17 protein-coding genes and 1 rRNA gene are annotated in these 20,986 nt (G+C 66.6%); 10 read left to right on the top strand and 8 right to left on the bottom strand.

Annotated features, from left to right (window positions below):
• Positions 1-9 precede the first annotated feature (9 nt).
• Together U5919_RS09395 and lipA are read right to left on the bottom strand one after the other, a co-directional pair.
• Positions 10-423, bottom strand: coding sequence for an EamA family transporter (locus U5919_RS09395; RefSeq protein WP_336023917.1), 414 nt, complete (start codon positions 421-423; stop codon positions 10-12).
• Positions 424-485: 62 nt separating this feature from the next.
• Complete coding sequence (lipA, locus tag U5919_RS09390; RefSeq protein WP_336023916.1) at positions 486-1,514, bottom strand: lipoyl synthase; 1,029 nt, start codon at positions 1,512-1,514, stop codon at positions 486-488.
• Between the two features lie 6 nt (positions 1,515-1,520).
• Here lipA and U5919_RS09385 point away from each other — a divergent pair, with 6 nt between their 5' ends.
• Positions 1,521-3,197, top strand: a complete 1,677-nt coding sequence (locus U5919_RS09385) for an aldehyde ferredoxin oxidoreductase C-terminal domain-containing protein (RefSeq protein WP_336023915.1) — start codon at positions 1,521-1,523, stop codon at positions 3,195-3,197.
• A gap of 60 nt (positions 3,198-3,257) precedes the next feature.
• Here the strand turns inward: U5919_RS09385 and U5919_RS09380 are convergent, their stop codons facing one another.
• Complete coding sequence (locus U5919_RS09380) at positions 3,258-3,533, bottom strand: ubiquitin-like small modifier protein 1 (RefSeq protein WP_336023914.1); 276 nt, start codon at positions 3,531-3,533, stop codon at positions 3,258-3,260.
• Positions 3,534-3,749: 216 nt separating this feature from the next.
• On the opposite strand from U5919_RS09380, the gene U5919_RS09375 reads away from it, so the two are divergent.
• Positions 3,750-6,092, top strand: coding sequence for a DEAD/DEAH box helicase (locus tag U5919_RS09375; protein WP_336023913.1), 2,343 nt, complete (start codon positions 3,750-3,752; stop codon positions 6,090-6,092).
• Between the two features lie 13 nt (positions 6,093-6,105).
• On the opposite strand, the gene U5919_RS09370 is transcribed toward U5919_RS09375, so the two are convergent.
• Both U5919_RS09370 and U5919_RS09365 read right to left on the bottom strand, forming a co-directional pair.
• Positions 6,106-6,321, bottom strand: coding sequence for a hypothetical protein (locus U5919_RS09370; RefSeq protein ID WP_336023912.1), 216 nt, complete (start codon positions 6,319-6,321; stop codon positions 6,106-6,108).
• A 110-nt stretch (positions 6,322-6,431) separates the two neighbouring features.
• Positions 6,432-7,085: an HAD family hydrolase gene (locus U5919_RS09365; protein WP_336023911.1), complete on the bottom strand. Its 654-nt coding sequence runs from the start codon at positions 7,083-7,085 to the stop codon at positions 6,432-6,434.
• Positions 7,086-7,160: 75 nt separating this feature from the next.
• Here U5919_RS09365 and U5919_RS09360 point away from each other — a divergent pair, with 75 nt between their 5' ends.
• From U5919_RS09360 to U5919_RS09350, 3 genes are all read left to right on the top strand, one after another.
• Complete coding sequence (locus U5919_RS09360; protein ID WP_336023910.1) at positions 7,161-7,907, top strand: DUF91 domain-containing protein; 747 nt, start codon at positions 7,161-7,163, stop codon at positions 7,905-7,907.
• A gap of 323 nt (positions 7,908-8,230) precedes the next feature.
• On the top strand, positions 8,231-9,412 hold the full coding sequence (gene endA / locus U5919_RS09355) for a tRNA-intron lyase (protein ID WP_336023909.1): 1,182 nt from the start codon (positions 8,231-8,233) through the stop codon (positions 9,410-9,412).
• Positions 9,409-11,049, top strand: a complete 1,641-nt coding sequence (locus U5919_RS09350; RefSeq protein ID WP_336023908.1) for a tryptophan--tRNA ligase — start codon at positions 9,409-9,411, stop codon at positions 11,047-11,049. Before endA ends, U5919_RS09350 begins: the two co-directional genes overlap by 4 nt.
• A gap of 53 nt (positions 11,050-11,102) precedes the next feature.
• Here U5919_RS09350 and U5919_RS09345 read toward each other — a convergent pair whose 3' ends face one another.
• Complete coding sequence (locus tag U5919_RS09345) at positions 11,103-11,390, bottom strand: amphi-Trp domain-containing protein (RefSeq protein WP_336023907.1); 288 nt, start codon at positions 11,388-11,390, stop codon at positions 11,103-11,105.
• 404 nt (positions 11,391-11,794) lie between these two features.
• Here U5919_RS09345 and pheS point away from each other — a divergent pair, with 404 nt between their 5' ends.
• The 3 genes from pheS (at position 11,795) to U5919_RS09330 (ending at position 17,876) form a co-directional block, all read left to right on the top strand.
• A complete protein-coding gene (gene pheS, locus U5919_RS09340) occupies positions 11,795-13,366 on the top strand; it encodes a phenylalanine--tRNA ligase subunit alpha (protein ID WP_336023906.1) in 1,572 nt (523 codons plus the stop codon).
• Complete coding sequence (locus U5919_RS09335; RefSeq protein WP_336023905.1) at positions 13,366-15,168, top strand: phenylalanine--tRNA ligase subunit beta; 1,803 nt, start codon at positions 13,366-13,368, stop codon at positions 15,166-15,168. Before pheS ends, U5919_RS09335 begins: the two co-directional genes overlap by 1 nt.
• A 77-nt stretch (positions 15,169-15,245) precedes the next feature.
• A complete protein-coding gene (locus U5919_RS09330) occupies positions 15,246-17,876 on the top strand; it encodes a valine--tRNA ligase (protein WP_336023904.1) in 2,631 nt (876 codons plus the stop codon).
• A 43-nt stretch (positions 17,877-17,919) separates the two neighbouring features.
• Here U5919_RS09330 and U5919_RS09325 read toward each other — a convergent pair whose 3' ends face one another.
• Positions 17,920-19,023, bottom strand: a complete 1,104-nt coding sequence (locus U5919_RS09325) for a quinone-dependent dihydroorotate dehydrogenase (RefSeq protein ID WP_336023903.1) — start codon at positions 19,021-19,023, stop codon at positions 17,920-17,922.
• A 78-nt stretch (positions 19,024-19,101) separates the two neighbouring features.
• The gene (locus U5919_RS09320) at positions 19,102-19,299 is read right to left on the bottom strand and encodes a hypothetical protein (RefSeq protein WP_049987936.1); all 198 of its coding nucleotides are present in this window, start codon (positions 19,297-19,299) and stop codon (positions 19,102-19,104) included.
• Positions 19,300-19,590: 291 nt separating this feature from the next.
• Between U5919_RS09320 and U5919_RS09315 the strand changes: the two genes are divergently transcribed.
• Both U5919_RS09315 and U5919_RS09310 read left to right on the top strand, forming a co-directional pair.
• Complete coding sequence (locus tag U5919_RS09315; RefSeq protein ID WP_336023902.1) at positions 19,591-19,923, top strand: non-histone chromosomal MC1 family protein; 333 nt, start codon at positions 19,591-19,593, stop codon at positions 19,921-19,923.
• 874 nt (positions 19,924-20,797) lie between these two features.
• Positions 20,798-20,986 (top strand): 16S ribosomal RNA (locus U5919_RS09310); the annotation flags it as partial.

Below are 20,986 nucleotides of genomic sequence, written 5' to 3'. Positions count from 1 at the left end.
CACAGCCGCTCACAACGCGATCAGGACCACGGCGACGGCCGCGAGAACGAGTCCGACGACGTTCGTCGTCGTCACGGCGACGTCGAGGTACGCGATGCCGACGATCGCGGGAACGACGAAATACAGCGCGGCGATGGCCGACACGACGGCCATGCTCCCGCGGGTCAGGGCGGCGTAGAAACTGATGCTCCCGGCCGCGAGGAACGTGCCGGAGGCGAGCGCGAACCCCGCGTCCGCTCTCGTGCCGGTGATCGGTTGCTTCGCGGCGAGGACGTACGCCCCGGCGACCCCGATGCTCGCGACGTAGGACAGAAACACCGCGTTGGCGGTCGAGATCGACCGCGTCGCGAGGCCGGCCGCCACCGCCCACCCGCCGAACAACAGCAGCGATCCGAACGCCAGTGCGATTCCCGTCGAGACCATACCGCCCGTTTCCGACCTCGATTGAAAAAATCCCCGTCGCGAGCTCGGTCCGAGAGTGCGGGCTAGGTCCCGGCCGCGCGGGCTTCCTGCCGGGCGGCCTCGACACTCTTGCCCTCTCGCAGCACGGCGTCGACGAACAGCTCTCCTGCCTTGTACGACGAGCGGACCATCGGGCCCGACGCGCAGTAGAGGAAGTCGAGTTCGTCCTCCGCGACCGCGCGCCACGTCTCGAAGGCGTCCGGGTGGACGTACTCGAAGACGTCCAGATGCGAGCGAGAGGGCTGGAGGTACTGCCCCAGCGTGACGACGTCGACGTCGGCCTCCCGCAGGTCCGAGAGCGTCTGATAGATCTCGTGGTCGTACTCGCCGAGACCGAGCATAATCGACGTTTTGGTGTAGACGTCGGACTCCTCGGACACCTGCTCTAAGACCGACAGCGACTGCTCGTAGTCCGCGCGACGGTCCCGCACGGGCCACTGGAGCCGCTCGACCGTCTCGATGTTGTGCGCGATCACGTCAGGGCCGGCCTCGATGATCTTCCGCACGAGATCGGGTTCCCCTTGGAAATCCGGAATGAGCACCTCGACCAAGATCCCCGGATCGCGATCCTTGATCTCGCGGATCGTCCGCGCGAAGTGCCCGGCACCTTGATCCGGGAGGTCGTCGCGGTCGACCGAGGTGAGCACGACGTAGTCGAGTCCGATCTCGGCGACCGCGTCGGCGACGTTCGCGGGCTCGTCGGGATCGAGCGCCTCCATCCCGCCGGTCTCGACGTCGCAGAAGTTACAGCCGCGCGAGCACCGATCGCCCATCAGCATAAACGTCGCCGTCCCGGGGCCGTTGCGGCCGCTCCAGCACTCGCCCATGTTCGGGCAGTTCGCCTCCTCACAGACCGTGTGGAGGTCCCGATCGCGGAGCGTCGACTTGATGTCGGTGAACTGACGCCCCGACGGCGGGCGCATCTTCAACCAGTCGGGTTTCCGCCTGCCGCTCATACTCCCCTCTTTGGGCGGGCGAGCAAAAGCCTGCGGGTGGCTCTTCCGTGCGCCGTCTCCTTCCCCAAAAATGCTTATATTGTGGTTCCGTAGCACCCGAAAATGCTTCACGCGAAGGGCCCGCTCCTCACAATCGATCTCACGGAGCGAACGACGACGCGAACCGACATCGACGACCTCCTCGCGGACACGATCGGCGGCCGCGCGACGGCGACGCACCTCGCGCACGACCGGATTCCGTTCGACGCCGACCCGTTCGGTCCCGAAAACCGGCTCTATCTCTCGACAGGGCCGCTCCAGCACTCGCGGATGAGTTTCACGGGGCGGATGAATATGACCGCGCTCTCGCCGCTGACCGACGGCCTGCTCTCCTCGAACGCGGGCGGCTACCTCTCGCGGAACTTCACCGGGACGGGCAACAGCGTCGTGGAGTTCGTCGGATCGAGCGACGAACTGCTCGCCGTCCACGTCCGCGACGACGGCGTGACGTTCGAGGCGGTGCCGGAACTCGACGGGGCGCTCGTTCCCGAGGTGAGCGACTACGCCGAGGAGCACTACGACCTCGGCCCCGACAACTGCGTCGCGATCGGCCCGGCCGGCGAGAATCAGGTTCGGTTCGCCAGCGCGATGACGTTCGACTCGCGGGCGTTCGGCCGCGGCGGCCTCGGCGCGGTGCTCGGCGCGAAGAACGTCAAACTGATCACGTTCGACGGTGACGCCGAGCAGTCGGTCGAGGTGCCCGCCGACGCGGCCGCGGAGGTCCACCGCGCGGCGGCCACCGCCGACGACTCGATGAAGCGGCAGGGAACCGCCGGCGGCACCGAGTTCATCAACGACAACTTCTCGCTGCCGACGCGGTACTTCGAGGAGTACGAGTTCGAGCACGCCGCCGACATCGGCGGCGACGCCGTCGAGGAGAAGAAGTACAAGAAGGCGGCGTGCTCGCAGTGTGCGTTCGCCTGCAAGCTCCCCACGCGCGACGAGGAACAGGGAGTCGAGACGGAGGGCCCGGAGTTCGAGACCATCTACTCGTTCGGATCGAATCAGGGCGTCGGCGACCTCGTCGACATTATGAAGGCGAACGAACTGTGCGACCAGTACGGGATGGACACCGTTTCCGCGGGCGTCACCGTCGCCGCCTACCTCGCCAGCGAAGGGGAGTTCGGGAACGCCGAACTCGCACAGGAGGTCACAGAGCAGATCGCGCGGCGCGAGGGCGTCGGCGACCTGCTCGCGGAGGGCGTCCACCGCGCGCACGGCGAACTCGGCGTCGACGACATGACGATGAAGGGAATGGAGTTCGCCGCCCACGACGGGCGCGTCCTGCACGGACTCGGCCTCCAGTACGCCGTCGCCAACCGCGGCGGCGACCACCTCTACGCCGAGATGATGGGACTCACCTACGGCGGCGTCATCGACGCGGAGGGCACCACCGACAAGATCGAGACACTGATCGAACAGGAGAACTACTGCGCGTTCCGCGACTCCGGCGTCGTCTGCGCGTTCTCCGGGCAGTACATCGACGAGGAGGCCTTCGAGGCCCTGTTCGACGCCGACTACGACGAGTTGCTCGCGGTGGGCGAGGGCGTCATCGAGCGCGAGCGGCACTTCAACAACCGCCGCGGGTTCGACCGGAGCGACGACGAGCTCCCGTACGACCTGCCCGAGGTCGACGCCGCGATCGACGCGTACTACGCGGCCCGCGAGTGGGACAACGACGGCACCGTCCCGGACGCGCGCTTCGACGCCGGCGCGGCCGCGACGCCGGCGGACGACTGAGCGTCGTCGCGTTCGCGACCGGCCTCATCCCTTCGATCGGCCTCCGTGGGCCACTCGATTCTACCCGCCGTAGACGGCGTTCGTCACCCGAAGCACGTCGCCCTCGGACAGCGGCGTCTCGAACCCCGACTGGTGTTGGACGTGGCGGCCGTTCAGCGTCACCACGACATCGCCGGCCAGTTCGTCGCCGTCTCGCAGCTGCCCGTCCAGTTCCGGATACGCCTCCTCCAGTTCGGCCAAGAGGTCGCCGACCGCGTCGGCGTCGGTGTCGACGACGACGGTCTTCGTTCCGACGCGGTCGCGGAACGGGCCGAAAAAGCCGCATTCGACTTGCATACTCCGGCTTCGGCGTGGGTGCTAATGAGATTCGGGGATCGTGTCTTCGCTCGGACCCGAACTCGCGATGAGCTTCGAGTGCGATGCCGATGGAGAAACGACTTTGCCGCCGGAGGTCTCCCTCTCCTGTATGACCCGTTTCGCTCCGATCTCTCCCCGGACTCATCTCGTTCCGACGGGTGTCGTGACTTCCCCACCCGCTCGGAGGTGCGCCGCGTGAAGGTCGCCGAGATCGTCCCCGAGTTCGCCGACGCGTTCAGCTTCGACGAGTTCAATCGAATGCAGCGGGAGGCCGCGCCCGCGATCCTCGAACGCGACGAGAACGTCGTCGCCGCCGCGCCGACCGCAAGCGGCAAGACCGCCTTGGCGGAACTGGCGATCTGTCGGGCACTCGATCGCGGCGGCACCGCGCTCTTTATCGCCCCGCTGCGCGCGCTCACCAACGAGAAGGAATCCGAGTGGGAGCGCTTCGAGGAACTGGGCTACTCCGTCTACGTCGTCACCGGCGAGCGCGACCTGAACCCCCGACGCGCCGAGCGCGCGGACATCTTGGTGATGACGCCGGAGAAGACCGACTCGGCGACGCGGAAGCACGACTCCGCGCGCTACTCCTTCATCGCCGACGTCGACTGCTGCGTCATCGACGAGGTCCACCTGCTGGATTCGGACACGCGCGGCGGGGTCCTCGAAGTGACCGTCTCCCGACTCCGCCGGATCTGCGATCCGCGCGTCGTCGCGCTCTCGGCGACGATGCCCAACATCGAGGACGTCGCGGCGTGGCTCGACGCCCCGCCGGAGACGACGTTCGAGTTCGGCGACGACTACCGGCCGGTCGACCTCCACGCGGGCGTGCAGACGTACACCCACGGCGACAACGCCTTCGCCGACAAGTACCGGCGGCTCTACACCGCGCTCGATCTCGCCGAAGAGCACATCCGCGACGGCGGGCAGGCGCTCGTGTTCGTCTCCTCGCGGCAGGACGCCGTGCGCGCCGCCGGGAAGTCCCGCGACGTGATCGCCGAGCGCGACATCCCGATGGGCGCGCGCGGCGACTACGACTTCCACAACGAGGCGAAAGAGCTCGCCGACGACGAACTCGCGAAGGGCGCGCCAGACGGTGTCGGCTTCCATCACGCGGGGCTCGGAAAAGAAGACCGCGACCGCGTCGAAGAGTGGTTCAAAGACGGGAAGATCCAGTTACTCTTCTCGACGTCGACGCTCGCGTGGGGCGTGAACCTCCCGGCGCGCTGCGTCGTCATCCGCGACACGAAGTATCACGACCCGCTGGAGGGAGAGGTCGACATCTCGCCGCTCGACATCCTCCAGATGCTCGGGCGCGCGGGCCGCCCCGGCTACGACGACGTCGGTTACGGGTGGGTCGTCTGCGACCGCGCCGACGCCGACAAGTACCGGAAACTGCTGCGCGAGGGCAAGGAGATCGAATCGCGGCTGGCGGAGGATCTGGACTCCCATCTCAACGCCGAGATCGCGATGGGAACGATACGCGATCTCGACGACGTGATGTCGTGGTTGGAGACGACGTTCTACTACCAGCGCGCGAAGTCGAAACCCGCGCAGTACGGCTTCGAGAACCTCCGAGAGCGCGTGCGTGAGACGCTCGAATCGCTCGTCGCCCGCGGCTTCGTCGAGATGGGCGAGGACCTCTCTGTCGGCGGCACCGCGCTCGGCCGACTCGCCTCGAAATACTACCTCCGGTTGGAGACCGCAGAACGTTTTCACGACCTCTGCGAGCGCGAGACGATCTCCGCGGACGCGATCCTCGAAGCCGTCGCGGGTGCGAAAGAGTTCGACTCCGTCTCCGCGCGACAGTCCGAATCCGACGCGGTCGACGCGGTGCTTTCCGACGTCGCGACCGACTTCGAGGACGGCCCGCGGAAGGTGCTCGCGATCCTCCACGCCGGGATGGAAAACAGCACGCCCGCCGACCTGCGCTCGGACGCGTGGATCATCCGGCAGAACGCCTTACGCCTCCTCTCCGCGCTCAGAGAGTTCCTCTCGGAGTTCTCGGGCCCGCGGGCGGCCAACCTCGCGCGTCGGGTCGAAGCGCGCGTCGAACACGGCGTCCCGCGCGACGCGGTCGGCCTCACCGCGGTCGACGGGATCGGTCCCAACCGGGCGCGGACGCTCGCGACGGGCGGCCTCCACAGCCCCGCCGACGTCGTCGCCGCCGGGGCCGACGAACTCGAACGGGCTGGGCTCTCCGCGGGCGTCGCAGAGCGCATCATGAAAAACGCCCGGAAGTTCCCCGCGATCGAGATCTCGTGGGGTGACTTCCCCGATCGCATCGCGCCCGGCGAAAACGAGATGTGCGACGTCACCGTCCAGAACGCGGGCGGCGGCACGGCGGCCGGGATCCGGGTCACGGTCAACGGCGTCGAGATGTCGGCGACGGAGGCGTACCTCTCGGAGTCGATTACCGTTCCTGTGGGCGTCTTCGGCGCGAACGCCGACGAACTGGAGTTCACCATCGAGGTGACGTTCCCCGACGAGCCGCTACACCCCGTTCAGGCGACGCGGACGGTCGCCGTGGACAGGTAACCCGGACGGTTCGCTAGAAATCGGCGCGCTTGATCCACTCGATGCAGGCGAGGACGAACCAAGCCATCCAGACTGAGAAGATCACCAGTGCCGCGGTGAAGTACGCTTCTCTCGATCCGACCAGCGCCGCACCGACCAGTACACCGACGACGACGAGGAGCGCGGCCCCGTTGCGACGCCGGTCGCGGAGCGCCTCGACGAGCGCGGTCGTCCCGGTGTGTTCGGTCATACGATCAGTCGGGCGGACACGGAATTAGGTTTTCTGGGTCGCTCAGTCGCTCACTGTCTGGGTCGCTCAGTCGCTCACTGTCTGGGTCGCTCGCTCACTTTTCGCACCGCTCAGTCGATTTCGAGAACTCTTCGCAACTCCGCACAGCTCTCAACGACGACGTCGGCCCGGGAGAGGTCCAACTCGGCGTTGTGCGTCGAGCGGAAGCCGATCGTGAACGCCCCCGAGCGCACGGCCGAGTTGATGCCGTTGATCGAGTCCTCGACGACGACGCAGTCTGCGGGGTCGAGCCCTAACTCGGCGGCGGCGTGCTCGTAGACGTACGGTTCGGGCTTGCCGGGCTCGTCGATCTCCTCGGCACTCAAGACGAGATCGAGCGGGTCGAGAGCGAAGCGCTCGCGCACGATTTCGATCCACGCGCGCCGCGCGGAGGAGACGATCGCGAGTTTCCGCCCGTCGTCACGGATCGCATCGAACAGCGCCGGGACGCCGTCTGTCAACACGACCTGCTCGCCGTACAGCGACTCGGCGCGCTCCTCGTACTTCGCGGTGAACGTGTCTTTGCTCACGGCGGTCCCGTACGTCTCATCGAGATAGTCGTAGATCTCGTAGTACGGCATCCCGGTTACTTCCTCGTGAGCGGGATCCCCGGATTCGATGGCCTCGGCGAACACCCACTCGTCCTCGAAGCGGTGCCAGTACGTCTCCGAATCGACCAATACGCCGTCCATATCGAACAACACCGCGTCGTCGGGAACGTCCATATAGGGGGAAAATCGCCCTCGTGCAAAGACCTTCGTGAGAGCCCTTATCACTGATGGCGGGACCACGCCCGCCGTATGTCCGAGACGATTCGCGTCTTCGCCGGCGACTGCACGACGACTTTCGAAGGGGATCGCGCCCGCACACAGCGGGGTCGAGTCGCGATCGTGGTCAAGCCCGACCGCACCGTCCTCGTCCACGACGCCGACGGCTACCAGCCGGTCGCGTGGCTGACGCGCCCCGATTCGCTCACGGTCGAGACCGACGACGGAGGGTTCGGCCTCGTCGCCCGCGCGGGCGAGCAAGTCCTCCGCGTCGTCTCTCACGAGACGTCGGGTTGGGCCGAGTACCCGGTCACCGAGGCCGGCGTCCCGGTCGGAAGACACCCCGACACCGACGAACCGCTGGTGCGCGCGGGCGGCGACGTCCGCGGGCTCGATACCGACGTCCGTTACCCGCTCCCGGCGGGCGCGACGGTCCTCGACGAGCCTTGCGACGTCTGCGGCCTCTCGAAGATCCGCGCGGAGGCGGGCGCGGCCTTCGAGCTCTGTCTCGATCGCTCGTGTGAGTCGCTCGATGACGCCGTCCGCGATCGCTTCGACGGCAAGTGGACTTGCCCCGACTGCGGGTCGCCGCTTCGGATCATCCGCCGCGGCGGCCGCCTGCTCGCCGGCTGCGACGCCTACCCCGACTGCGAGAGCGCGTTCGCCATTCCGGCAGGCGTCGTCGTCGACGACTGCGACTGCGGCCTGCCGGTCTTCGAGACCGCGCGCGGCCGGCGGTGTCTGGACGCGACGTGCGATCGATTCGAGGTCGCGCGCTGAGTCACTCGACGACGATGCTCCCGGCGCGTGCTGACGCGCGCTCCGTCGCGCGGCCACGCCGCGCGAGGAGTCGGCTGGGAAGGGTGAGGCCGGTGCGGTGCTGTGGGTGGGTTCGCAAGGGGCCGCCCGGTCGGCGAAGGCGGACCCGTCAAGCACCGCAGGAGCGAGCGAAGCGAGCGACGAGGAGCGCAGATGGGGCCCCCGAGTCGAGCGGGCGGGGGCTTGCAGTGGCAACACTATCTCCCCAGCCCTCACAGCGCCACTGCCCCCATATCACTCGCATAATCGCAGCCCCTATGTCCTCGCCGACTCCCAGATGACGTATGGACGGGACACTGGCCGACGGCGTGGTCCGCGTCGGCGGCGACGCCAGACAGCGGTTCTACGACGCCCGCGGCTACGGCCGCCCGCTCGATCGCAACCGCATCGAACTGGCACCCGTGGAGGCGGCACACCTCCTCTCGCGCGGGGACTTAGCGGCCGTCGTCGACGAGCGCGGAGTCGACGGCGACGCCGACGGGGTGGACGCTGACGGAGTGGACGCCGGCGGGGCGGATGTCGACAGCGACGCGCCCCGCTTGAACTTCCGTGCGTTCCTCGTCCGAACGGGTGCGGCGCTCCGGTTCGCGGTCTACAAGGACCTCCGCGACCGCGGGTTCTACCTCTCGCCAGCGCGGGAAGGGTGGCCCGGGGTCGACGACGCCCTCACCAGCGCTGCCGACGAACGCGACAGCTCCGAGGCGGCCGCCTCGAACGCCGAGGTCGACTTCGTCGTCTACCCGCGCGGGAAGGGCCCGTGGGACGGCGAGGTCGCCTATCGGGTCCGCGTCGTCGGTGAGCGCGAGTCCGTCCCCGCCTCGTCGCTCGGCGGGGTCGTCCTCGCGGTCGTCGACGAGGACGGCGACCTCACGTACTTCGAGACGGACGACGATCCCGAACTCGGCGGAGGCGACGGGAGCGGTGACGACGGAGCACCCGACGAAACCGTACCCACCGACGTCGAGGCCGACCTGCTCGACGACCGGGTGGTCTGCTACGACGCCGACGACCTCTATGAGAACCGCTTCTACGGCCAGCGGTTGTTCGGCCGCAACGCCGACGAGGGGCCGATACAGCTCTCGCTCGTCGAGGGCACGTACCTCGCCGAGCGCGGGGCCATCGACCTCGAGAGCGAGGCCGTCGTCGCGCTCGCTCGCGACGTCGAGGGCGAGCGCTTCGATCGGCGTCTCCGCGCCTACGCCGCGCTCCGGGACCGCGGCGTCGTCCCCAAGAGCGGGTTCAAATTCGGCGCTGACTTCCGCGTCTACGAGGAGTTCACCGACGTCGACTCGCTGAGCCACTCGACGGATCTCGTGCGCGTGCTCGCGCCGGAACACGCGTTCTACCCGCGCGACCTCTCCTTGGACGTCCGGCTGGCCGGCGGGGTCCGGAAGCGAATGGTTTTTGCGCTCACCGGGGCGAACGGCCAGATAGACTGGCTCTCGGTAGCCCGACTGACCCCATGACACGAGACCACGACGCCCGCGAGCGCGAGGATGAGCCCGACAAGCAGTCGCGCCCGGTGGCCACCGACGGCGGCGCAGAGAGCGACTCCGCCGCGGGTGCCGACGACGTCGCGCTCGACCCGTGGGGCTCTTCGACGGTCTCGGACTACCGAAAGCTCTTCGAGGAGTTCGGCATCGAGGAGTTCGACGACGTGCTCCCCGAGGTCCCGAACCCCCATTACCTGATGCGCCGCGGCGTCATCTTCGGGCACCGCGATTACGACCCCGTCGCCGAGGCGCTCCGCGAGGGCGACGACGCCGCGGTCCTCTCGGGGTTTATGCCGACCGGGGACCCGCACATCGGCCACAAGCTCGTCTTCGACGAGATCATCTGGCACCAAGAGCAGGGCGCAGACGCCTACGGGCTCATCGCCGACCTCGAAGCCCACTCCGCCCGGGGGATGAGCTGGACCGAGATCGACGAGCACGCCCGCGATTACCTCTTGAGCCTGCTCGCGCTCGGCTTCGACCCCGAGGAGGGCGAACTGTATCGCCAATCGGACAACCGTGAGCTGCAGGACCTCGCCTTCGAACTCGGCTCGAAGGCGAACTTCTCGGAGTTCCAAGGTATCTACGGCTTCGACGGCGAGACCAACGTCTCGCATATGCAGTCGGTCGTCACGCAGATGGCCGACATCCTCTACCCACAACTGGAGGAGCCGAAGCCGACGGTCATCCCCGTCGGCCCCGATCAGGATCCGCACGTCCGCTTCGCGCGCGACCTCGCAGCGCGGATGCGATTCTTCAAGATGACCGAGGCGTACGCGAGCTTCGAGCTCAACGACGCCGAGCGCGCGCTCGTGGGTACCGTCTACGAGGCCCGCGACGCCTACGCCGACGACCCCGACACGCCCCGGTGTGAGGAGGCGGGCGCGTGGCTCGCTGGCCTCGACTCGCTCGACGAACTCGGCGTGATCGTCGGCGACGACGTCCGCGAGTCGGCGATCGAGAAACTCGAAAACGGCGGAATGGAGCCGCTGCGCCCCCGCGTCCGCTTCCTGAACCGCAACGCGACAGCGGCGGCTTTCGAGGCGCTGATCGAGGCCATCGACGGCGAGAAGCGCCGCTACGACGAGCACGTCGACGCGTTCGACCTCGATGCCGGGGACGCAGAAGCGCTCGCCCGCGAGATCGAACTCGACCACGGCGGCTACGGCTTCGTTCCGCCGTCGTCGATCTACCACCGATTTATGACCGGCCTGACCGGGGGAAAGATGTCCTCGTCGATCCCGGCGTCGCACATCTCCCTGTTGGACGACCCCGAAGACGGATATCAGAAAGTGAAGTCCGCGACGACCGGCGGCCGCGACACCGCCGAAGAGCAGCGCAGGCTGGGCGGGAAGGCGGACGAGTGTCCGGTCTACGAACTCTACGCGTACCTGCTCGCGGGCGACGACGACGAGTTCGCGAAGGAGGTCTACGACGAGTGCGTCGGCGGCGAGCGCCTCTGCGGCGGCTGCAAGGAGCAGGCGGCCGAACTAATGTCTGCGTTCCTCGAAGACCACCAAGAGAAGCGCGCGGAGGCCGAGGAGGTCCTCGACGACCTCGATATCACGCTGGAGTCGTCACGGCGGGGCGTCGCTCCCGGCGACGACTGAGTCGCTTCGTTTCCGTCGGTTCGTCGCCGCCGGCGCGATTCGACCTCGTCGCGCTATTCGATCGTCAGATCGCCGCCAGCGCCGTCGCCGTCTCCCTCACCCTCGTCCCACTCCAGTTCGAGTTCGATGCTCAGTTCGCCGGGCGCGCCGGTCGGCCCCTCGCGCTCGGCTTTCACCTCGAACGTCGGCTGCGCGGGCGGCTCCATCGTTACCGACTGGTCGCCGGCACTGAGCGTGACCGGCTCGCCCGATTCCAGTTTGTCGGCGACCGAGCGCAGATACGTGGCGATTTCCGCTCGGCTCTGTCGGCTCTCAGATTTGAACAGGACCTCTTCGGGCATAGGGGCTAATACGACGCCCCGACTCTTAAACGCACGTCCGACGACACCTCTTCGTGGTACTCGATCGCACACTTTCGCAACCGTTTTGTCGAACGGAGAAGTCGACTCGCGTATGCGCCACGGACCCGACTTCCCAGCGCGCGGCGTCGACACGCAATCGACCGACATCGACGGGTCCGTCTTCTTTTTCCGGATCGACTGAGAGCGGCGGACCCGCCGAGTGCGACGCGTCGTCTCCTCGAGAGCGCGTCGAAGCCGGCGGCGAAACCGCTCGATTCGGTCCGGTTGGAGCGAGGGCGGCTCCGCGGAGACACGAGGCGCTCTGCGGTCTTCGGAACTGCTAACTGGCGGCCGGTCGGTAGACGTGACAACGACCGACGCCGCAGCGAGACTTGACGATATACATGAAATTACCCGAACCACAGGTCGCGGTGTTGAACGCCGCGAGCGCGACGGAGGAACAGCCGATCGACCGACTCGCCGAGGAGACGGGCCTGAAGCCGGAGACGGTGACGCAGGCGGTCTTCGAGCTTCGCGACGACGGTCTCGTCGACGTCGCCGAGTCCGAGTCCGTCGAGTACGAACTGACCGAGGAGGGCCGCGCGTACGTCGACGCCGGACTTCCCGAGGTGCGCCTGTACCGCGCCGCGATCGAGGCGGGCGCGGCCGCGGAACCGGTGCAGATGGGTCGCGTCATCGGCGCGGCCGACCTCGACGGGCCGGAGGTCGACATCGCTTTGGCGAACTTCGGACGCAAGGGATACGGGAGCATCGACAGCGGCGAACTCGCGGCCGACGGCGATTCGGACCCCGAATCCGATCCCGAGGCGGTCGCGCTCGTCGCGCTCGCGAACGCCGCGTCCGACGCGGGGGGAGTCGGTTCCGGCGATGACGCGGAAAGCGACGGTCCTACCGACGGCCCGCTCGCGGATGTCGACGGCGACGTCCTCGACCAGCTCGTCTCCCGGAACCTCATCGAGCGCCACGAGCGGACGGTCCGGACCGTCACGCTCACCGACGCGGGCGTCACGGCGCTGATGGAGGGCGTCGAGGCCGCCGAGACCGTCGATCGGTTAACTCCGGAGATGCTCACCTCCGGCGAGTGGGCGGACGTCGAGTTCACCGAGTACAACGTCGAGGCCGACGCGCCCGATGTCCGCGGCGGCAAGACGCACGTGCTCCGCCAGACCGCCGAGCGCGTGAAGGACGTCCTCGTCGGGATGGGCTTCCAAGAGATGGACGGCCCGCACGCCGACGCGGACTTCTGGATCAACGACTGCCTGTTTATGCCGCAGGACCACCCGGCGCGGACCCACTGGGACCGCTTCGCGCTCGACGTGCCGCCGATCGAGGACCTGCCCGAAGATCTCGTCGACCGCGTCGAGAGCGCCCACCGCGAGGGCGTCGGCGAGGACGGCGACGGCTACCACTCGCCGTGGTCGGAGGACTTCGCTCGGGCCATCGCGCTGCGCGGGCACACCACGTCGCTGTCGATGCGCTACCTCTCCGGTACCCAAGTCGGCGAACTCGAACCGCCGCAGCGGTTCTTCTCCGTCGAGAAGGTCTACCGAAACGACACGCTGGACGCGACGCATCTCCTCGAATTCTTCCAGATCGAGGGCTGGGTGATGGCCGAGGACCTCTCCGTCCGGGATCTGATGGGGACATTCGTCGAGTTCTACGAGCAGTTCGGCATTACGGACATTCAGTTCAAACCGCACTACAACCCCTACACGGAGCCGTCATTCGAGCTGTTCGGGCGACATCCCACGACGGGCGAACTGATCGAGATCGGGAATTCGGGAATGTTCCGCGACGAGGTGCTCGAACCGCTGGGCGTCGAGCACGACGTGATGGCGTGGGGGCTCGCCTTGGAGCGTCTCGCGATGCTCACGACGGGCGCGGAGGACATCCGCGACCTGCACGGCACGCTCGCGGACCTTGAGTTCCTCCGCGGCGCGGAGGTGACCTACTGATGCCAGTCGTCGACATCGACCCCGACGAGCTCCGGGAACTGACCGGTCACGAGGAGAAGGGCGACGAGGAACTGAAATCCGACCTGTTCGGACTCGGACTGGAGTACGAGGGCGAGACCGAGGAGGGCCTCCTGCAGTTCGAGTTCGGACCCGACCGCCTCGATCGGCTGTCGGTCGAGGGCGTCGCGCGCTCGCTGCGCTATCACTACGGCGACGCGCGCGGCGTGGCCGTGCCCGCTACCAACGACCCCGACTTCACGTACGTCGTCGACGAGGACGTCCCCGACGAGCGGCCGTACGTGACGGGCGCGATCGTCCGCGGCGTCGACCTCGATGAGGCCGCGCTGGACTCGCTGATCCAGTTGCAGGAGAAACTGCACGCGACGATGGGCCGCAAGCGTGCGAAGGGAGCGATCGGCATCCACGACCTCGTCGCGATCAAGGGCGACGACCTGACAGAAGACGGCGACGGGAATTCGATCACGTACACCGGTATCGCTCCCGACGGCGACACGTTCGTCCCGCTCGACAGCGACCGCGAGATGACGCCCACGGAGGTGCTGGAGGCGCACGACACCGGCCGGACGTACGCCGATCTCGTCGCCGAATACGACCGCTACCCGGCGATCTACGACGAACTCGGCCTGTTCTCGTTCCCGCCGGTCATCAACGGTCGCCGGACCGAGGTGTCGACCGACTCCCGCGAACTGCTGGTCGAGCTGACGGGAACCGACCAGTGGACGATCGACCGGATGTGCAACATCATCTGCTACGCGCTCTCCGCGCGCGGCGCGACGATCGAGGAGGTCGAGATCGAGTACGGCGAGTCGTCGCCGGAGGGCGAACGGACGCTCGTCCGCCCCGACTTCGACGTCGAGACGAAATCCGTCACCCACGACCGCATCGAGACGATGCTCGGCGTCGAGTTCACGAGCGACGAGGTGATCGACCTCCTCGAGCGCTCCGGCCTCGACGCAGTCGTCGACGGGGAAACCGGTGCCGCCGCGGCGACGAGCGTCGACGCCGAGGGGGATACCGGTACGGACGCCGCCGACGGCGCGACCACCGTCTACGAGGTGTCGGTCCCGCCGTACCGCGTCGACGTACTCCATCCGCTCGACCTCATCGATGACGTCGGGCGCGCGTACGGTTTCGACGAACTCGAACCGCGGTATCCCGACGTCGGGACGGTCGGCGGCCGCCACGAGCGCTCGCGACTCGAAGCGGCGACCCGGAACGTCCTGACCGGTCTCGGCTTCGAGGACCTGCTGAACTTCCATATGACGAGCGAGGCCGAGGTCTACGACCGAATGAACGTCGAGGCCGGCGGCGACTACCTCGGCGGCGGCGACCCGGTTCAGATCACCGAGCCCTACAGCGAGGACTACGAGATCCTCCGGCCGTGGGCGTTGCCGTCGCTCGTGATGGTCCTAGAGAACAACACGCACCGCGCGTATCCGCAGGACCTCGCGGAGGTCGGCCTCGTGGGCGAGCGCGACGACGACGTGAACACCCGCGTTCGCGAGCGTCGCCACGTCGCCGGCGTGCTCGCGCGTCACGACGCCACCTACGAGGACGCGAAAGCGCGCCTACAGGCGATCTGCCGGGACTTCGACGTCGACCTCGAAACGCCGCCGACCGAGCACCCCTCGTTCATCGACGGGCGCGTCGCGGAAGTCGCGATCGACGGCGAGACCGTCGGTGTCGTCGGCGAACTCCATCCCTCGGTCCTCGTCGAGCACGATCTCGAACTGCCCGTCGCCGCTTTCGAGTTCGATTTGGACGCGCTGGGCGACGAGTAACCGAACCCCTCGCTTTCTCTTGGAGTCCGGGTAATCGAGTGACTTAACACGCCGCCCGCCGGTATTTTCGCCCGAGAATGCCGAGCGGAGAATACGACCCCGAAACCGTCGAGCAGAAGTGGCAAGAGCGGTGGGTCGACGACGAGACCTACGCGTACGAGGGAAGCGCGGCCGACCCCGACACCGCCTTCTCGATCGACTCCCCGCCGCCGACGGTATCCGGGAGCCTGCACTGGGGCCACGTCTACGGCTTCACGCTGCAGGACTTCGTCGCTCGGTTCAACCGAATGAGAGGGAAGGACGTCTACTTCCCGTTCGGCTACGACGACAACGGCATCGCCTCCGAGCGCCTCGCGGAGGACGAACTCGACGTCCGCCACCAGGACTACGAGCGCCGCGAGTTCCAGCGGATGACGCGGGAGGTCTGCCAGCGCTACGAGGCGGAGTTCACCGAGAAGATGCAGAGCCTCGGCATCTCGATCGACTGGAACCAGACGTATCAGACGATCTCCCCCGAAGTCAAGCGGACCTCACAGCTCTCCTTCATCGACCTCTACGAGCGGGGCCGCGAGTACCGCCAGCGCGCGCCGGCGATCTGGTGTCCCGAGTGCGAGACGGCGATCTCGCAGGTCGAAACCGAGGACGACGAGCAGCCGAGTCACTTCCACGATATCGCCTTCGAGGTCGTCGGCAGCGCGGATGACGACGAGACAGAGACGTTCACGATTTCGACGACGCGACCGGAACTGCTCCCCGCCTGCGTCGCCGTCTTCGTCCACCCCGACGACGACGAGAACCAGTATCTCGTCGGCGAGGAAGCGAAGATCCCGCTGTTCGATCAGGAGGTCCCGATCATCGCGGACGAGCGGGTCGATATGGAGACCGGCTCCGGCGTCGTGATGTGCTGTACGTTCGGCGACCAGACCGACATCGAGTGGTACCAAGCGCACGATCTCGACCTCCGGATCGCCATCGACGAGTCGGGCACGCTGACCGACGTCGCCGGCGAGTACGAGGGGCTGTCCTCCGAGGCGGCCCGCGAGGCCATTGTCGACGACCTCGACGACGCGGGCGCGCTCTTGGACCGGCGGTCGATCACCCACACGGTCAACGTCCACGAGCGCTGCGGGACGAGCGTCGAGTTCCTCGTGAAGGACCAGTGGTACATCGAACTGCTCGACAAGCGCGAGGAGTACCTGCAGGCCGGCCGCGATATGGACTGGTTCCCCGAGAAGATGTTCACCCGCTACAAGAACTGGATCGAGGGGCTTCAGTGGGACTGGGCCATCTCCCGGCAGCGCTCCTCGGGCATCCCGTTCCCGGTGTGGTACTGCGCCGACTGCGAGCACGTCGTCCTCGCGGAGAAGGCCGACCTCCCGGTCGATCCCCTCAGCGACGAGCCGCCGATCGATGCCTGTCCCGAGTGCGGCCACGACGAGTTCGAGCCCGAGAACGACGTCTTCGACACGTGGGCGACCTCTTCGCTCACGCCGCTGATCAACGCGGGCTGGGACTGGGACGAAGATTCGGGATTCACCTTCGAGAACCCCGAACTCTACCAGTTCGACCTCCGCCCGCAGGGCCACGACATCATCTCCTTCTGGCTGTTCCACACCGTCGTCAAGTGCTACGAGCACACCGGCGAGGTGCCGTTCGACAGCGTGATGATCAACGGGATGGTGCTCGATGAGAACCGAGAGAAGATGTCGAAGTCGAAGGGCAACGTCGTCTCGCCGGACGAGGTCGTCTCGAAGTTCCCCGTCGACGCCGCGCGCTACTGGGCGGCGGGATCGGCCGTCGGCGACGACCTTCCCTACTCCGAGAAGGGCCTTCGCGCGGGCGAGAAACTCCTGCGGAAGCTCTGGAACGCCTCGAAACTCGTCGAGGGCCTGACCGAGGACGCGCCCGCGCAGTTCGACCACGATGACCTCACCCAACTGGACCGCTGGCTGCTCGCGGAGTTGGATCAGGAGATCGAGCGCGTCACCGACTTATTCGAGAGCCGCGAGTTCTCGAAGGCCCGCGACGGGCTTCGAGGGTTCTTCTGGCACACGTTCTGCGACGACTACCTCGAAATCGCCAAGCAGCGCGTCCGCGAGAACGACGGCGACGAATCGGCGGCGTACACGCTCGACGTCGCGCACCGGCGCTTTCTCAAACTGTTCTCGCCGATTCTCGCGCACGCGACCGAAGAGCTCTGGGACGATATGCACGAGGCAAGCGAGAGCATTCACCGCAGCGGCTGGCCCGAGCCGCTCGGCGTCGACGCCGACGTCGAGGCCGGCGAGACGGCGATGGCGGTCGTCGGCGCGCTTCGGAAGTACAAGAGCGACGAGCAGCTGTCGATGAACGCCGAACTCGACCACGTCGAGGTCTGGGGCGATATCTCAGGATTCGAGGCCGACATCTCGGGCGTGATGCACGTCCGCGAGCTCGACACCCTCGATGAACGCCCCGCGATCGAATCGGTCGTCACCGGCGTCGACCTCGATTACTCGCTGGTCGGCCCCGAGTTCGGCAGTCGGGTCTCAGAAATCGAGGCCGCGCTCGCGGAGGGCGACTACGAGACGGCGGATGGGAAACTCCACGTCGCGGGCGTCGAACTGGAGCCGGAGATGTTCGAGATCGAAGAGGAGCGACAGTACGTCGGCGCGGGCGAGATGCTCGAAGCGAGCGATGCGGTCGTGATCGTCCACCGCGACGACTGAGTTCGACGCTCGTCTACTCGTCCACTGTTTTTCTGCGGCCGTGCTACAGATCTGCGCCGACCGCGTCCTCGACGCTCTCGAAGCCGTCTTCTTCGAGCAACTCGAGGAGGCCTTCGTTGATGTCGCGCGCGAGCGTCGGCCCCTCGTAGACGAGGCCGGTGTACAGTTGCACGAGGCTCGCGCCCGCACGGATCTTCGCGTACGCGCCCGCAGCGTCTGAGACGCCGCCGACGCCGACGACGGGGACGTCGGTCCGCTCGGCGACGAATCGGACCATCTCGGTCGCGCGCGCTTCGATCGGTTTCCCGGAGAGACCGCCCGTTTCCGCGCGATTCGGGCTTTTGAGACCAGAGGGTCGATCGGTCGTCGTGTTCGTCGCGATGACGCCGTCGAGGTCGAAGTCGTCGACGACGGCGAGGGCGTCCTCGATCGCGGGTCCCGGGAGGTCGGGTGAGAGCTTCACGAGCAGGGGCGACGCGCCAGCGTCGACGAGTTCGCCGAGGATCGCCTCCAAGGCGTCGCGGTTCTGGAGCTCGCGCATCCCCTCGCTGTTGGGACAGGAGACGTTGACCGCGAGGTAGTCGGCGACGGTGCCGGACGACGTCCGGCAGGCCGCCGAGCCTTGCTCGGCAACGTCTGCGACGCGCTCGTAGGTGTAGCGGTAGTCTTCGGGCGCGTCGTCGGCGTCGGTCGCCTCCGAGAGCGCGACGTTGACGCCGACGGGGATTCCCGGATCGGGGCTCGTCCTGAGGCGTTCGCCGACCGCCTCTGCGCCCTCGTTGTTGAGTCCCATCCGGTTGACGATGGCGCGGTCCTCGACCAGCCGGAACATCCGCGGGCGGGGGTTCCCGGGCTGGGCGCGTGCGGTGACGCCGCCGACCTCGACGTGGCCGAAGCCGAGCGCACCGAGGATCGCGGGAAGTTCGGCGTTCTTGTCGAATCCGGCGGCGACGCCGACGGGGTTCGAGAAGGACTGACCGAAGGCCTCGACGGCGAGTCTGTCGTCGTCGACGACGAGTCGGTCGCGAAGGCGATCCTCGATCGCCGTGTGTTGGATCGCGTTCAGCCCGCGGTGGACCGCGCCGTGTGCGGTCTCGGCGGGCAGAGAGAACAAGAGCGGTCGTATCGTGCGGTAGGCCGTACGCATCACGGTTCGCTCTCGGATGGGGCGTGGCTCGTCCGGCGGATCGGTGCCGATCGGTCGGTTCCTCGGATCATCGGGTGCTCAGAAGTCGTGTTCGACCGCGTCTGGGTCCGCCTTCTGGATGATGATCTTGCCGTCTCGGACCCGGACGAACACCTCGTCGCCGATTTCCATTCCGGCCACGGCGAGTTCGTCTTCGTGGAGGTTGACGTGTACGTTGTGGTACTCGCCATCTTCGTCTTTCGCGCCACTCGGGCTGAGCTTCTTTTTCCGAACCATCGGAGCTGTCTAGGCGATGCTTCGCCACAGCACATACATAAGTGTTGTTTACGCTTTGCTTCGATTCGCCCCGAAACGGTGATGTTGGCTCGGTTCGACGGCAAAATTCGCACTCGAAGCCCCCAGACAGGCGGTGAAAATGCTCCCTCAGCGGCGTGACGCTCGTCTCACGCGCCCGGCGCGAAGCGTGTCCGACCCGGCGACTCGGCTCGCGACCCCGCCGCTGCAATCGATTTTTGCCGATATATTTATGCCAGACTATGTGCATCGTTGCCATAGAGGTACATATCGATGGTACGAGAGGACGGCAAACGGAACTTCGTGATGCTCGAGGACGGAGAGAAGACCAAACAGTTCACCGGCCGGATGCCGCGGCAGGCCGCACTCAAAGCGGCCCGCCGGCTCGAAGGATACGAGTCCTACGAGTCAGAGGACGAGGCGAAGGCGGAGCCGACCGAGATACGCCTGCTCGAACGGGGAACCGATCGCGTGCACGTGTACGAGGCGTGGGCGTGGCGCGACACCGCTCCGAACGACAAGCCCGGCTGGATGCAACAGAACGAGGTGTCCGAAGTCACGAGAGGAAACGTCGCGAAGCAGGGCATCGAACACATCGATAAATAACTCTCACCGCGCGCGAGGCGTCCGCCCGCCGTTCGAATAGAGGTTCGCTTCTCATCTGTATCACCGTTCGCTCTCTGATCCGTCCCGTCGGACCGATCCGACATCACTTTCCCCGTACCCGGACGACGTACGTTCGCGCGGTTACTACCCGACCAGACCCGACGCGACACGCGAGGGATGACGTGTCGGCCTCCGGCCGCGCGATACCTATTCGTTATCGGGAGTATCGTAACTGTCCATAGATTCTCGTCGGACGGTCCGGCGAGGATTCTCTGAGGATTTCCGATACTCCCTATGTACGCTACCGTAGTCACAACTGTTGTCAGCGCCTGTCGATCGTCGAGGTGCTTTTGTTACCGCTCGGTGTGAAATCGCATAACGTAGCGGGGACGGTTCGACGGTCTTTTATGTTACCCCGGCATTCGTAGAAATACGCGGAAACCCACTCGGGTCGCCCCGGGCGGGATCTACGACGGAACGTCTCGAACCCCCGTCAACCCTCGTCCCGGTCTCGGGCCGAGGGTGATACGACGGGCTTAAGTGTTCGAGTCGGTTTCGGATGAATGCGAACGACACACCGCGACTGGGTGCGGTTCAACCCCGTGCCCGATCGGACACGTCGACTTCGGTCGACAAGCATCGCGGATCGGAGCCTTTATGGCTCTATCCGACGTATGCTTATGTCCGCAAGAGATGAGGATTCCACCCCTGCGGTCCGCCGTACAGATGGGATCTGATGTTAGCCTTGGTGGTTCGGTGACACCTGTCTGGTGTTCACTGAACCACTGAACGGACCACGCAATGATATTTGGTGATCTCCTCTCTTCACGGAGAGGAAATCCCGCCACACCCCCCTCCCTTCGGGGAGGGACCCATTCCGGTTGATCCTGCCGGAGGCCATTGCTATCGGAGTCCGATTTAGCCATGCTAGTCGCACGAGTTCACACTCGTGGCGGAAAGCTCAGTAACACGTGGCCAATCTACCCTACAGACGCGAATAACCTCGGGAAACTGAGGCTAATTCGTGATAGAACTCTCCTGTTTGAACACCGAGAGTGACAAA

Source organism: Halobellus sp. LT62 (assembly GCF_037031285.1).
In the GTDB taxonomy this organism is placed as follows: domain Archaea; phylum Halobacteriota; class Halobacteria; order Halobacteriales; family Haloferacaceae; genus Haloquadratum; species Haloquadratum salinisoli.
The sequence above is the reverse complement of the archived record's forward strand: the minus strand, read 5'-3'. Positions and strand labels throughout refer to the sequence as shown.